Raw genomic sequence first — 12,625 nt, 5'->3', positions numbered from 1 at the left:
TGTATTCCTTGTGGATCAAAGTTGGTGGATCGCACCTCAACCTTATCCGGACTCACGATGGCCACCCTCATCGGGCCGCCGACCTTAAAGACTTACACCACCTCGTGGGACATCACCCTCTTAGGGGCGTGGCTTTCCTCGCCGGAGTTCTTAACTTGTACCCACTTCCCCATCAGGCTGAACCGCAAGACCCACAAGGTCTACGTGTTCCGCCCTGGTCGTCCGAACAAACCCATTCTGGTGGCGGACTGGGACAAGCTCTTCTTCACCCTCGGCCGCTGCAACAAAGGCGTGGAGCCCGGGCAGAACTGGGACATCCGTGGTCACGTGTTGGCAGGCGACGGTAAGACAGTTCTCGACACGTTCGCGTTCAGCATGTACTGGAACGAAGGCGATCTTGAGGGCCTGCGTGCCCATTGGGAATTCTTGCGCCGCTACATGGAAGACGGCCCTCAGGAAGCCTACAAGCTGGTGCAGGTCTGTCTGCCTATTGCAGAGCATCGTGAAACGCTGCGTTTCGCGCTCAACCGCTTCTACCTCAACTTCAAAGGTGGCCTGTGGCTGTGGATCATGCTGTTGCCTTTTTGGCTGCTATGCGTGCTCGGCCGCTGGGTTGCTGGCCTGACCTGCCGCACCCCGGTGTGGCCCGCCGATATTGAAGCCGCTTGCCGTATTGAGCCAAACGACCCTTATGTGAAAAACGCCAGCATGAACCCGCCGAACGCGTGGCAGCGGTGAACCGCATGGCCTTTGAATGGGCGCGGCCGGGCTTTACGCCTCATAAAAAGCAAGCACGGTCACCCTTGCCGGCAAGCAACCGCAAGGGGGGTGGACAGCGCAAAGCCGCCATACTGGCCGCCCGATGGGCCTGCCCGTACCGAGACACCTCATGATCCCCCGCATCGACATCGATTCTTCCGACAGCGAAACCTTCGACTACCGCGTCACCCACGAATCCGAGCCGCTGTTTGACGACACCGGCTTCAGCTCGGTGATGCATTGCCTGGTGGCCGCAATCGAAGGGCTCTCGCCCGATGTTGTCGCCGTCGAAGTGGCTTATGGCGGCTACGTCTCGGGCACCTACCCGCTGGCGATCATTGCGATGAACCACGAGCAAGTGGCTGCGCATGCAATGAACACCACTGCGGCGATTCTTGAGGCCGTGAACGGCGGCTGATCGGCACGCTCATGGACGAAGCCTCAGGCTTGCACGCGCTGGTTCAGCAGTTTCCCAGACCTGGCCGCGTGGACCTGATCGCCTTGCGCGGCGCGCGACGTGTCGCCACTGGTGTGGTGAACGCCACCATGGCCCTGCAAGGTCGCGGCCTCGAAGGCGATCACGCTGCCGAGCGCCTGCCTCGTGCCGGCGCTGACAGCAAGCGGCAGGTGACCCTCATGCAAGCCGAGCACCTGCCGGTGATCGCAGCCTTGGCAGGGCTGAAGCAGGTTGACCCTTTGCAGCTGCGCCGCAACCTCTTGATCTCAGGCCTCAACCTGCTCGCCGCCAAGACCTTGTTCAAGAACCAGCCCCTGGTGCTGCGCATTGGTGCCGATGTGGTGCTTGAAGTCACCGGCCCCTGCGAGCCGTGCTCGCGCATGGAAGAGGTGCTGGGCCATGGGGGCTACAACGCCATGCGTGGCCATGGCGGCGTGACGGCGCGGGTGCTGGCCAGTGGGTTGATTCGGCAGGGCGATGTTGTGCTCTGCTTGCCTGCATCAAACCCGTGAGCGGCACGCGGCAGGCCTGCGCACCGCTCACGAATAAGCTCACATCCGCTCGAACACCGCCGCAATCCCCTGCCCACCCCCAATGCACATCGTCACCAGCGCATAGCGCCCCTTGATGCGCTGCAACTCATACAACGCCTTCACCGTGATGATCGCCCCGGTGGCCCCCACCGGGTGACCGAGCGAAATGCCCGAGCCATTGGGGTTGACCTTGGCCGGGTCGAAGCCCAGGTCTTTGGCTACCGCGCAGGCCTGTGCAGCAAAAGCCTCGTTGGCCTCGATCACGTCGAGATCTGACACCTTCAACCCCGCCTTCTCCAGCGCCTTGCGCGTGGCTGGCACGGGGCCTATGCCCATGTACAGCGGGTCGACGCCTGCATGGCCATACGACACCAGCCGCGCCATCGGCGTCAAGCCGCGGCGCTCGGCTTCGGCGCGCTCCATCAACACCAGTGCTGCGGCGCCGTCGTTCACGCCCGAGGCATTGCCGGCGGTCACGCTGCCGCCTTCTTTCTTGAACGCAGGCTTGAGCTTGGCCATGTCTTCGATCTTGGCGTCGTTGCGCACATGCTCGTCGGTGTCGAACAGCATGGTGCCCTTCTTGCCCGCCAGCTCCACCGGCACGATCTGCTCCTTGAAGTAGCCGGCCGCAATGGCTTTCTGCGCGCGGCGGTGGCTCTCGAGCGCCGCTTCGTCTTGCTGTGCCCGGCTGATGTCCCATTTGGCGGCCACGTTTTCAGCGGTGATGCCCATGTGCACGTTGTTGAACGGGTCGTGCAGGGCGCCCAGCATCATGTCGACCAGGGTTGCGTTGCCCATGCGTGCGCCCCAGCGGGCTTGTGGCATCGAGTAGGGGCCGCGGCTCATGCATTCGGCGCCGCCGGCCAATGCGATGTCAGTGTCAGCCAGCAAGATGCACTGCGCCGCGCTGATCACTGCCTGCAGGCCCGAGCCGCAGAGGCGGTTGACGGTGAGGGCGGGTGTCTCTTGTGCCACGCCGCCTTCGATGGCGGCCACGCGGGCCAGGTACATGTCGCGCGGCTCGGTGTTGATCACATGGCCGAAGACCACGTGGCCCACGTCTTTGCCGTCGACCTTGGCGCGGGCCAGCGCTTCGCGCGTGGCGATGGCGCCCAGCTGGGTCGGGGGCACATCCTTCAGTGCACCACCGAAGGTACCGATGGCAGTGCGCGCACCGCTGACAACTACAACTTCTCTCTTCATGATGGGGCTCCGCCGGCTGTTGAAAACCGTGATTGTGAACACATCGACAATGCGGTTTTCAGTTCAGCGGATCGAACGACCATGAGCCCAGCATCGCCCCCTGCATTCACACTTCTCATCACCGGCGCGGCCGGTGGTCTCGGCCAGGCGGTGGTGCGCCACCTTCTTGATAAGGGCGGCCAGCGTCTGGTGCTGCTCGACCAGAGCGCTGACCGCTTGCATGCGGTGTTTGGCACGCCGGTCGACACCCTCATGCTCGCCGCCGACGTGACCTCTGCCGACAGCATGGCAGCGGCCGTTGCGCAGGCCGAGCAGGCCTTCGGCGGTGTCGATGCGGCGGTGCACATTGCGGGGGGCTTCGAGATGGGCGAGGGCGTGCATCAGATCACCCGTGCCTCGTGGGACCGGATGATGGACCTCAATGCATGGTCCTTCGTCAACCTGGCGCAGGCGGTGGTGCCGCTGATGAAGCGACAAGGCGGCGGGCGCATCGTGGCGGTGTCGGCCAACGCCGCACGCGAGGGCGCAGCGCTGAAGGGCGCCTACTGTGCGTCCAAGAGTGCGTTGCAGCGCCTGGTCGAATCGCTGTCGCATGAGTTGCAGGCCGACGGCATCCGCGTCAACAGCGTGGCACCGACCACGCTCGACACCCCCGCCAACCGCCAGTCCATGCCCGATGCCGACCGCTCGGCTTGGGTGTCGCTGGCCGACGCGGCGCAGGCCATCGCCTTCCTGGCCACACCGGCCGGCGCGGCAGTGAGGGGCCAGCACCTCCAGCTTGGAAGCGTTTGATGCAGCCCATTGCCCACACCCCTCTCGGTGACGTGCAGGGCATGAAAGACGGCGCCGTGTGCGCCTGGCTCGGGGTGCCCTATGCGCAGCCGCCGGTGGGCGACCAGCGCTTCAGGGCCGCGCAGCCGGCGCAACCGTGGGCCGGCGTGCGCAGCGCCACCCGCTTCGGTGCCGCCTGCCCGCAGAAGGTGGCGAGCCGCATGAAGTCGCTGAGCCCGGAGCGTGACGAAGACTGTCTTGTGCTCAACATCTGGAGCCCGGCGGCCGACCAGGCCAAGCGGCCGGTGATGGTGTGGATCCACGGCGGGGCTTTTCTCATCGGCAGTGCGCGCCTCTATGGCGGTGCGCATTTGGCGGAGCAGGGTGACATCGTCGTCGTGACCATCAACTACCGCCTCGGTGTGTTGGGCTTCGTGAACTTCGGCGAGGCCCTGGGTGATGCGCGCATCGAGAGCAACCTCGGCCTGCGCGACCAGGTGCAAGCGCTGCGCTGGGTGCGCGACAACATCGCGGCTTTCGGGGGCGACCCCGAGCGCGTGACGATAGCGGGCGAGTCCGCCGGCTCCATGTCGGTCTCGCTGCTGATGCATGCGCCCGATGCCAGGCCCTTGTTTCACGGCGCCATCTTGGAGAGCGGCGCGCTCACCTTGATCTACGACCACGAGAAGAGCCTGCAGGTGGCCCGCCACTATCTCGACGTGCTGGGTGTGCGCACCCTGGAGGCCTTGCAAGCACTGCCGGTTGAGGCTTTGCTGGCCGCGCAAGACGCAGTGAAAGAAAAGCTGCCCGACACCATTCCCGCCGCGCCCTGGTTCGACGGCGCGTTGCTGCCGGCCTCGCTCGAAGCCGCACGCGCGGCGCCCACGCCACCCATTCCCTTGCTGGCGGGCTTCAACCGCGATGAGATACGCCTGTTCGAGCTTTGGCGTGGCGTGGCCGAGCTGTTTCTGTCGCGCAGCCGCATGGCGGGCTTGTTGCGCAAGCAACTGGGCGACGCGGCTGCCGACCGCGTGCTGGCGGCCTACCCCGACACCAAGGCGGGCAATCGCCAGCTCGGCACGCAGATGAGCTTTGCCATGCCCACGCTGCACTTCGCCGAGCGCCATGCGATGCAGCACCCGACGTGGTTTTACCGTTTCGACTGTGCGCACCCGCTGCTCGGGGCCACGCATGCACTGGAGCTTCTGTACCTGTGGGATCTTCGCGGCGCGCTCGCAGCCCTGGCGCGCGGCGGGCCGCTGTGGGGCAAGCGCCTGGCGCTGGCCCAGCGCATGCGCAGCCACTGGATCGCGTTTGTGCGCGGCGGCCACCCGGCCAGCGGCTGGCCGGCCTTTGAGGCGGGGCGGCGCGCCACCCTGGTCTTCAACAAGCGCGACCAGGTGCTCGACGACCCCGAGCGCGACCGTCGTGTGGGCTGGTCCGGGCGAGACGCAGCGCCGGGAATGAGTATCACTTCGGCCCTCTGACGCCCGGCAAACGCGGGCACGTCGATTGCTCCCCAAAGCGGTGGAGTCCTACAGACGGGCGTGGTGACAGGGCGGCAAGATGCTTGCATGTTCATTTCTACACCACGCCCATGAACCGCGAGAGCATCCCCCGTTCACTCACCGGTGTGGCAGGGCTGGACGAGGTTCTTCACGGTGGGCTCATCTCAGGCCGCCTCTACCTCGTCGACGGCAACCCGGGTGCCGGCAAGACCACGCTGGCCTTGCAGTACTTGCTGGCCGGCGTGCGGGCTGGCGAAAAATGCCTGTACGTCACGCTGTCCGAGACGCGCAGCGAGCTGGTTGCCAATGCGCAGTCGCACGGCTGGTCGCTTGAAGGCATCGAGATACTGGAGCTCTTTGTTGACGAGCTGCAGGTTGACGGCGAGAGCGACCTCACGATGTACCACCCGTCGGAAGTAGAGCTCAACACCACCACGCGCAAGGCGCTAGACGCCGTGGAGCGGCTCAAACCGCAGCGCATGGTGTTTGACTCGTTGTCTGAGCTGCGCCTGCTGGCGCAAAGCTCGCTGCGCTACCGCCGGCAAATTCTCGGCATCAAGCAGTATCTGGTGGGGCTCAACTGCACCGTGCTTCTGCTCGACGACCGCACCGCCGAAGGCCCAGACATGCAGCTGCAAAGCATTGCGCACGGCGTGATCTCGCTCGACTCGGCCACGCCGCCGTATGGGCGCACGCTTCGGCAAATGCGGGTGGTGAAGTTTCGCGGCAGCGACTTTCGCAGCGGGCTGCACGATTTCGTCATTCATCACGGCGGGCTCGTCGTGTTTCCGCGTTTGTCGGGTGCGCAGCACGGCACCACCTTCCCGCGCGAGACGGTGCCCAGCGGCGTGCACGCGCTGGACTCCTTGCTCGGGGGCGGCATAGACCGCGGCACCTCCACCCTGCTGATCGGCCCACCCGGCTCGGGCAAATCGACCATCGCGCTGCAGTACGCATCGGCCGCCGCCGCGCGAGGCGACCATGCGGCCATCTTCGGTTTCGAGGAATCGAAAACCATTCTTCTAGAACGCGCCGTCGGCTTGGGCATGCCCATCAACGAGGGCGTGGGCCCGGGCCAGATCATGGTGCGGCAGATCGACCCTGCCGAGATTGCGCCCGGCGAGTTTGCCCACATGGTGCGGCGGTCGGTCGAACAAGACGGCGCGCGCGTGGTGGTGATCGACAGCCTCAACGGCTATCTCAACGCCATGCCCGAAGACAAGTTCTTGACGGCGCAACTGCACGAGCTGTTGTCCTACCTCAACAACCACGGCGTCGCCACCTTTCTCATTGCGGCCCAGAGCGGCCTGATCGGCCCCAGCATGCGGTCACCGGTGGATGCCAGCTACCTGGCCGATGCGGTCGTGATGCTGCGCATGTACGAGCACGCCGGCAAGGTCAAGAAGGCCATCTCGGCGCTGAAGAAACGCAGTGGCCTGCATGAAGAGTCGATACGCCAGGTGTGGTTCGACGACAAGGGTGTACACCTGAGCGAGCCGCTGGCCCATTTGCGCGGTGTGCTCAGCGGGGTGCCGGTCGACCTGCATGCGCTAGCCGAAGACAGGCCCGTCTCGCGGCCCGCCGATGCTGCCTGACGCGAAGCCCCACGACGAGCGCGTGCTGGTGCTGCCGGTCACGCGGCGCGACGGCGAGGTGACCTGCGAGCTTCTGGAACGGGCCGGCGTGGCCTGCGTCGTTTGCAAAGACCTCGCCGGCATGGCCGCCGAGGTCGATCACGGCGTGGGTGCGCTCATGCTCACTGAGGCGGCTCTGGTGCAGCCGGAGATTGCGATGCTGCTGGCCGCGCTGCGTGAGCAGCCGGCGTGGTCTGACGTGCCGGTGGTGATGCTCATGCGCGACCACCAGAGCCCCACCTCGGGTGTGCGCAGGTTGGAGCTGCTGGGCAACGTGACCGTGCTCGACCGGCCTGTCTCCACCCGCTCGATGATCAGCGCGCTGCAATCGGCGCTGCGCGACCGCCGCAAGCAGTACCGCATCCGCGACCAGCTGCTACAGCAGGCGCGTTCCGAAGAGGCATTGATGCAGGCCGATCGGCGCAAGGATGAGTTCCTTGCCACGCTGGCGCACGAGCTGCGCAACCCCCTCGCGCCCATACGCACCGGCCTGCAGATTCTGGCCAAGATGCCCGGTGCCAACGAAAGGGCGCAGCGGCTGCACGAGATCATGGAGCGGCAGATGGGCCAAATGGTCAAGCTGATCGACGAGCTGCTGGAGGTGTCGCGCATTTCCACGGGCAAGGTGGTGCTGCGCAAGGAGCGGGTCGACATGCGCTCGGTGGTGACCTTGGCGCTGGAAGGCAGCCAGCCACTGGTCGATGCCGCCCAACACAGCTTGCATGTGGCGCTGCTCGACGAGCCGGTGTGGGTGCTGGGCGACCCCTCTCGGCTGGCGCAGGTGGTGAGCAACCTGGTCAACAACTCGGCCAAGTACACGCCCAATGGCGGTCGCATACGGGTTGAGCTGGTGCGAGAGGGCGGCCAGGCGGTGGTCAGCGTTGAAGACAGCGGGGTGGGCATTCCGGCCAACTTGCTCAAGCATGTGTTTGACATGTTTGCGCAGGTCAACCGCACGCTAGACCGAGCGCAGGGTGGCTTGGGCATCGGCTTGTCTCTGGTGCGGCGCCTGATGGAGCTGCACGGCGGCACGGTCGAGGCCGCCAGCGAAGGGCTCGATTGCGGCAGCCGCTTTACGGTACGCATTCCCCTGCTGCCCGCCGATTCGGTGCTCGATGCAGCGGCGCCTCCCGAGGCGCCTGGCCTCTCAATCGACAAGCCCATACGCGTGCTCATCGTCGACGACAACACCGACGCAGCCGAGACACTGGCCATGCTGCTCGAAGCTCACGGCCACAGCACGCGCAAGGCCCACAGCGCGCCGGCGGGCTTGCGGGCCGCTGATGAGTTTCGCCCCGATGCCATCTTCTGCGACATCGAAATGGCAGGCATGACCGGCTACGAAGTGGCCGCGCGGTTGCGACTAGACCCGGCACACGCGTCGGCGCTGCTGGTGGCGGTGACGGGCCGCGGCGCCGAAGAAGACCAGCGGCGCTCTCTTCGGGCGGGCTTCGACCTGCACCTGACCAAGCCCGTCAGTGACGAGGCCGTGCAGCACGCGTTGATGCGGCTTTGATGTGTTCATTCCGTGAAAACGTGAATGAGGCACAGCGCGCTGGCGTGGCGCGACCCGTGGGCGCACGATGCCAGATGTGAATATCAGCTAGGGCGCAAGCCAGCGTGCTCACATGGCCCCAGGCTGCGCAAAATCGCAGTTTCGCCAGACAAGGCCCGCTGCCCATGAGCACCATCAGCATCATCTCTTCCATGGCCACCCGGCAGGTCTTGGCCTGTCTGGCCGATGCCTACCGCGTCGCGAGTGGTGGCGAGATCAAGATCGAGATCGAGTCGGTAGGGGGTGTCGATGCCGCCCGCCGCGTGCAAGAGGGTGAGGTTTTCGACCTGGTGGTGCTGGCCAGCGATGCCATCGACACGCTGACGGCGACAGGCGCGGTGCAAGGCGACAGCCGCTGCGCCATCGTCGATTCATCGGTGGCGATTGCCGTGCGCGAAGGCGCGCCGCGGCCCGACATCGCGTCTGAAGACGCCCTGCGCCTGAGCGTGTTGGCGGCACGCAGCATCGGCTACTCGACCGGCCCGAGCGGCACGGCGCTGCTGCGCTTGTTCGAGCGCTGGGGCGTGGCCGAGGCGGTAAAAGACCGCCTGGTGCAGGCACGCCCCGGCGTGCCTGTGGGCACGCTGGTGGCGAATGGCGAGGTCGAGATCGGCTTCCAGCAGCTGAGCGAGCTGCTGGCGCTGAAGGGCATCACGCTGCTGGGGAGCATGCCGGCGCCGGTGGCAGTTACCACGACCTTTGTTGGCGCGCTGGGCCGCTCTTCACCGCACCCTGGCGCCGCCCGCGCACTGCTCAAGTTCATGGGCTCGCCCGAGCACGCCGCCCTGAAAGCGCAGCTGGGCATGGAGGCCCCGTCGTCCCTAGGGTGACTTGCCCGGCCCCGCGCCTAAGCTCTATACTGTGTTTGCATACAGTATTCAAGGAGCCCGCCATGTACCCGTCGCTTCGCCAAAACTATCGCCCCGGCCCGCAGCGTGCTCCCGCCTGGCTGCTGCGCCTGTGGCGCTGGCTCTGAACCGTTTTTGCCTTTAACCGCAAGCTCGCGTGCCATGAATGCCCCGCTGCTCCCCGAGAAACTGCTGCGGCAAGGGGATGACGGTCAAGTGCCCCTGCCTCTGGCAACACAAAGCGTGCTGCGCTATGTGTGGGAGAGCCGTTTTGGCAGCATGCTCATCGAAGTGATCGGTGACCGCAGCTTCGTGAACGGCAAGGTGGTCGAGCCACCGCCCGAGCCACCGATCGATCCACTCCCTTGACGCGCGCTTGGCGCGCGGTTCGACCAAACGAGAGTGCTGCCAAACCTGGGGCCTGGCAGCGCCAAGGCATGTCAGTGCTTCTCGGGTGCCACGGGTGTTTCGGTGTGCATGACACACAGCCACTGCCCGTCCTTGCGAGCCCACACCGAAGAGTCCGTCATCTCTTGCTCGGTCTCGGCAGAGTCGCCTCGCTTCGAGAGCGCCTGCTTGGCGTGATAGGTCAGCAAGGCGGTGTCTTCAGTTGGAAACATCACGTTCATGTCGCTCAGTTTGAATGACTTGATCACCATCGTGCCCTTCTCCGCCATCTGCCGGTAGCTGGCGTGGTCGAACTTCATCGCACCATGTGAGCTGACCATCAGTGAGGGTTCGGCGAGCAGGCTCAAGGCGGTGTCGGTGTCTTCGTCCACCATCGATTGCCAGAACTTGTTTTCGAGCTTGATGAGGTCTTTGCTTGCGGTTTGCATGTGCTGCTCCTGGGCAATGGAAAGAGCCCAATATGCCTCTCAGCCGCAGCGATGTGCGCAAGACAAGGTGTGCAGTGCCGGTAGGCATGCTCCTACACCCCGAATGGCAGCTGCTCCCAAACCCATTTCCGCAATCTGAGCAAGGCCAGGTTGGTGAAAGTTCGCATTCCGAACCAATTCCGTCCCGATACGCTTGACGTCACCCATGTGGGGTATCGGAGTCAGCAGATTGGACAGCAACAAGGTGCGGTGGGGGCTGGTGGGACCAGGGCGTATTGCGCACAAGTTTGCGCAGTGCCTGCCTGCGGTGTCGAGTGCCAGTCTCGTGGGCGTGGCTGGACGTGATGCTCAGCGGGCGCACGCGTTCGGCAGCGCCTACGGTGCCACGCTATGCGGCGGCGACATCGAGTCGCTGTGCAGCGACCCCGGCGTCGATGCCATCTACGTCGCATCCACCCACAACGCTCACCTCGAGCACGCGCTGCTAGCCATTGCGCATGGCAAGGCGGTGCTGTGTGAGAAGCCGCTCACGGTGAACCTCCGGCAAGCGGCTCGGATGATCGACGCGGCCGGAGCCGAAGGCAGCTTTCTGATGGAGGCGATGTGGACGCGCTTCTTGCCGGTCTACGCGCAGGTGCGCCGCTGGCTGGGTGAAATGGCCATCGGCACCATCAGCGGGGTAGAGGCCTACTTCGGCTACGAGCAGCCGCCATCGACCCAGCAGCGCCTGTACGACGCCTCGGTGGCGGGCGGCTCACTGCTCGACGCGGGCGTGTACTGCGTGTCGATCGCGCAGTGGCTGCTTCGCGGCCCTCTGCGAGTGCTGGAAGCGCGTGGGCAGATCGGCAGCACCGGCGTTGACGAAGACCTGAGCGTGAGGCTGTCGCTGTCGAACGGCGTGGAGATGCGATTCAAGTCCAGCCTGCGGCAGAAGTTCTACAACGCTTTTGTGATCCACGGCGAACGTGGGCGCATCGTCATCACCGACAACTTCTGGGACGCCGGGCAGGCACTGCTGATGGTTGTAGGCCAGCCCGTGGTGTCAGCGCCGGCGCCTTTCGACTTGAACGGCTTCGAATACCAGGTGCGCGAGGTGCACGAGTGCCTTGCCCGAGGCGCGACGCAAAGCGAGGTGATGCCCTGGGCCGACTCGCTGGAGGTCATGGCCTGCCTGGACGACATACGCGAGCACATCGGCCTGCGCTACCCCTTCGAGCGTGCGGCCGGGGCTCATCTTTCATGAACGGAAACAAGCAATGAACCACAAGCACAAAGCGGTGTTGCGCTCGCTCGCACTCGCCGTCATTGCCACTGCGGGCACGGCGGCGCAAGCCGTCACCCTCACGGTGGCGTCATTCCCCAGCTTCGACGAGGCGGTGAAGCTGGCCATTCCGCGCTACAAGAAGCTGCACCCCGAGGTCGAAGTCAAGCTCACCAGCCTGTCGTTCAACGACCACCACAACGCGATGACGACCGCGCTGGCCACGAGCTCGGGCATTCCCGACGTGATGGGCCTGGAGGTGCAGTACATCGGCAAGTTCGCCGAATCCAAAGGCCTGGAAGACCTGAACGCCGCGCCGTACAACGCACGCGCACTCGCTGACAAGCTGCACCGCTTCGGCGTGGCGATGGGGCAAGACCTCGCGGGCGGGCAGATCGCCTTGCCGGCCGATGTGGGCCCCGGCACGCTCTTTTATCGCAAGGACATCCTCGACAAGGCCGGCGTCACCGAAGCCCAGCTCACCCAGTCGTGGAACTCCTACATTGATGCCGGCAAGGTGGTGCGCCAGAAGACCGGCGCCTATCTGGTGGCGCATGCGAGCGAGCTGTACTCGACCTACATCCGCTCCAACCTGAAAGACGGCGAAGGCCTCTACTTCGACAAGGCCGGCAATTCGCTCGTCAACACGCCGCGCTTCAAGCGCGCCTTCGAGCTGGCGCAGGCCGCACGCAAGGCCGACATTGAAGCCAAGATCTCCACCTGGAGCAATGAGTGGCGCGAAGGCTTCAAGCGCGACCAGGTGGCCACGCAGATGTCGGGTGCCTGGTTGGTGTTCCACCTGGAGAGCTGGCTCAACCCTGAAGGCCGCGGCCAGTGGCGCGCCGCCCAGATGCCCGAAGGCGCGTACACGGCCTATGGCGGCGCCTTCTATTCCATTCCCAGGAAAGCGGCTCACAAGAAAGAAGCGTGGGACTTCATCCAGTTCCTGATTGGCGACAAGGAAGTGCAGCAGAGCGTGTTCCGCAAGGTCGGCTCTTACCCCGCGCTGCGCAGCGCGATGGACGACCAGGCCTTCTTGCAGGAGCCGCTGGCCTTCCTCGGCGGGCAGAAGGCCCGCATGCTGTGGAAGGACGCCACCGCGCGCATTCCGCTGGTAGCAGCCGACCGCTACGACCAGGTAGCAGCCGAGATCGTGGGCGCAGCGCTCGACGACGTGCTTGAAGACGGTGTCGACATTGTCAAGGCGCTTGCTAACGCCGACGACAAGCTCAAGCGCCGTGTGCGCAGGCGCTGATGGTG

The 12,625-nt window shown here is 65.1% G+C and carries 13 protein-coding genes; 11 read left to right on the top strand and 2 right to left on the bottom strand.

Annotated features, from left to right (window positions below):
• The first annotated feature begins 57 nt into the window (after window positions 1-57).
• The 3 genes from AC30QB_RS07710 to AC30QB_RS07700 all read left to right on the top strand — a co-directional run bounded on the left by AC30QB_RS07710 (window position 58) and on the right by AC30QB_RS07700 (window position 1,728).
• A complete protein-coding gene (locus tag AC30QB_RS07710) occupies window positions 58-738 on the top strand; it encodes a DUF6708 domain-containing protein (RefSeq protein ID WP_489545615.1) in 681 nt (226 codons plus the stop codon).
• Between the two features lie 151 nt (window positions 739-889).
• Window positions 890-1,177 (top strand): hypothetical protein, encoded by a 288-nt coding sequence (locus AC30QB_RS07705; RefSeq protein WP_489545614.1) that lies wholly within the window; start codon window positions 890-892, stop codon window positions 1,175-1,177.
• A gap of 11 nt (window positions 1,178-1,188) precedes the next feature.
• A complete protein-coding gene (locus AC30QB_RS07700; protein ID WP_489545613.1) occupies window positions 1,189-1,728 on the top strand; it encodes an MOSC domain-containing protein in 540 nt (179 codons plus the stop codon).
• A gap of 39 nt (window positions 1,729-1,767) precedes the next feature.
• Here the strand turns inward: AC30QB_RS07700 and bktB are convergent, their stop codons facing one another.
• On the bottom strand, window positions 1,768-2,952 hold the full coding sequence (gene bktB / locus AC30QB_RS07695; protein ID WP_489545612.1) for a beta-ketothiolase BktB: 1,185 nt from the start codon (window positions 2,950-2,952) through the stop codon (window positions 1,768-1,770).
• A gap of 81 nt (window positions 2,953-3,033) precedes the next feature.
• Here bktB and AC30QB_RS07690 point away from each other — a divergent pair, with 81 nt between their 5' ends.
• The 6 genes from AC30QB_RS07690 to AC30QB_RS07665 all read left to right on the top strand — a co-directional run bounded on the left by AC30QB_RS07690 (window position 3,034) and on the right by AC30QB_RS07665 (window position 9,637).
• Complete coding sequence (locus tag AC30QB_RS07690; RefSeq protein ID WP_489545611.1) at window positions 3,034-3,744, top strand: SDR family NAD(P)-dependent oxidoreductase; 711 nt, start codon at window positions 3,034-3,036, stop codon at window positions 3,742-3,744.
• On the top strand, window positions 3,744-5,210 hold the full coding sequence (locus AC30QB_RS07685; RefSeq protein WP_489545610.1) for a carboxylesterase/lipase family protein: 1,467 nt from the start codon (window positions 3,744-3,746) through the stop codon (window positions 5,208-5,210). The genes AC30QB_RS07690 and AC30QB_RS07685 overlap by 1 nt, the downstream gene beginning before the upstream one ends.
• A 110-nt stretch (window positions 5,211-5,320) precedes the next feature.
• On the top strand, window positions 5,321-6,826 hold the full coding sequence (locus tag AC30QB_RS07680; protein WP_489545609.1) for an ATPase domain-containing protein: 1,506 nt from the start codon (window positions 5,321-5,323) through the stop codon (window positions 6,824-6,826).
• A complete protein-coding gene (locus AC30QB_RS07675; RefSeq protein ID WP_489545608.1) occupies window positions 6,816-8,381 on the top strand; it encodes an ATP-binding response regulator in 1,566 nt (521 codons plus the stop codon). Before AC30QB_RS07680 ends, AC30QB_RS07675 begins: the two co-directional genes overlap by 11 nt.
• A gap of 164 nt (window positions 8,382-8,545) precedes the next feature.
• Complete coding sequence (locus AC30QB_RS07670) at window positions 8,546-9,250, top strand: substrate-binding domain-containing protein (protein WP_489545607.1); 705 nt, start codon at window positions 8,546-8,548, stop codon at window positions 9,248-9,250.
• A gap of 180 nt (window positions 9,251-9,430) precedes the next feature.
• Window positions 9,431-9,637: a hypothetical protein gene (locus tag AC30QB_RS07665; RefSeq protein ID WP_489545606.1), complete on the top strand. Its 207-nt coding sequence runs from the start codon at window positions 9,431-9,433 to the stop codon at window positions 9,635-9,637.
• Window positions 9,638-9,708: 71 nt separating this feature from the next.
• Here AC30QB_RS07665 and AC30QB_RS07660 read toward each other — a convergent pair whose 3' ends face one another.
• Window positions 9,709-10,104 carry a nuclear transport factor 2 family protein gene (locus AC30QB_RS07660; RefSeq protein WP_489545605.1) on the bottom strand — a complete coding sequence of 132 codons (396 nt, stop codon included), beginning with the start codon at window positions 10,102-10,104 and terminating at the stop codon, window positions 9,709-9,711.
• Window positions 10,105-10,333: 229 nt separating this feature from the next.
• On the opposite strand from AC30QB_RS07660, the gene AC30QB_RS07655 reads away from it, so the two are divergent.
• On the top strand, window positions 10,334-11,347 hold the full coding sequence (locus AC30QB_RS07655; RefSeq protein ID WP_489545604.1) for a Gfo/Idh/MocA family protein: 1,014 nt from the start codon (window positions 10,334-10,336) through the stop codon (window positions 11,345-11,347).
• Window positions 11,348-11,360: 13 nt separating this feature from the next.
• The gene (locus AC30QB_RS07650) at window positions 11,361-12,620 is read left to right on the top strand and encodes an extracellular solute-binding protein (RefSeq protein ID WP_489545603.1); all 1,260 of its coding nucleotides are present in this window, start codon (window positions 11,361-11,363) and stop codon (window positions 12,618-12,620) included.
• The last annotated feature ends 5 nt before the right edge of the window (window positions 12,621-12,625 follow it).

Origin of the sequence: Rhizobacter sp. (assembly GCF_046595475.1) — a bacterium.
In the GTDB taxonomy this organism is placed as follows: domain Bacteria; phylum Pseudomonadota; class Gammaproteobacteria; order Burkholderiales; family Burkholderiaceae_C; genus Rhizobacter.
The sequence above is the reverse complement of the archived record's forward strand: the minus strand, read 5'-3'. Positions and strand labels throughout refer to the sequence as shown.

What these genes read in the sequence shown, in the direction of transcription:
- AC30QB_RS07710 (WP_489545615.1), top strand. Translation starts at nt 58, where the DNA reads ATGGCCACCCTCATCGGGCCGCCGACCTTAAAGACTTACACCACCTCG.
- bktB (WP_489545612.1), bottom strand. Translation starts at nt 2,952, where the DNA reads ATGAAGAGAGAAGTTGTAGTTGTCAGCGGTGCGCGCACTGCCATCGGT.
- AC30QB_RS07705 (WP_489545614.1), top strand. Translation starts at nt 890, where the DNA reads ATGATCCCCCGCATCGACATCGATTCTTCCGACAGCGAAACCTTCGAC.
- AC30QB_RS07670 (WP_489545607.1), top strand. Translation starts at nt 8,546, where the DNA reads ATGAGCACCATCAGCATCATCTCTTCCATGGCCACCCGGCAGGTCTTG.
- AC30QB_RS07665 (WP_489545606.1), top strand. Translation starts at nt 9,431, where the DNA reads ATGAATGCCCCGCTGCTCCCCGAGAAACTGCTGCGGCAAGGGGATGAC.
- AC30QB_RS07650 (WP_489545603.1), top strand. Translation starts at nt 11,361, where the DNA reads ATGAACCACAAGCACAAAGCGGTGTTGCGCTCGCTCGCACTCGCCGTC.
- AC30QB_RS07680 (WP_489545609.1), top strand. Translation starts at nt 5,321, where the DNA reads ATGAACCGCGAGAGCATCCCCCGTTCACTCACCGGTGTGGCAGGGCTG.
- AC30QB_RS07700 (WP_489545613.1), top strand. Translation starts at nt 1,189, where the DNA reads ATGGACGAAGCCTCAGGCTTGCACGCGCTGGTTCAGCAGTTTCCCAGA.
- AC30QB_RS07690 (WP_489545611.1), top strand. Translation starts at nt 3,034, where the DNA reads ATGAGCCCAGCATCGCCCCCTGCATTCACACTTCTCATCACCGGCGCG.
- AC30QB_RS07660 (WP_489545605.1), bottom strand. Translation starts at nt 10,104, where the DNA reads ATGCAAACCGCAAGCAAAGACCTCATCAAGCTCGAAAACAAGTTCTGG.
- AC30QB_RS07675 (WP_489545608.1), top strand. Translation starts at nt 6,816, where the DNA reads ATGCTGCCTGACGCGAAGCCCCACGACGAGCGCGTGCTGGTGCTGCCG.
- AC30QB_RS07685 (WP_489545610.1), top strand. Translation starts at nt 3,744, where the DNA reads ATGCAGCCCATTGCCCACACCCCTCTCGGTGACGTGCAGGGCATGAAA.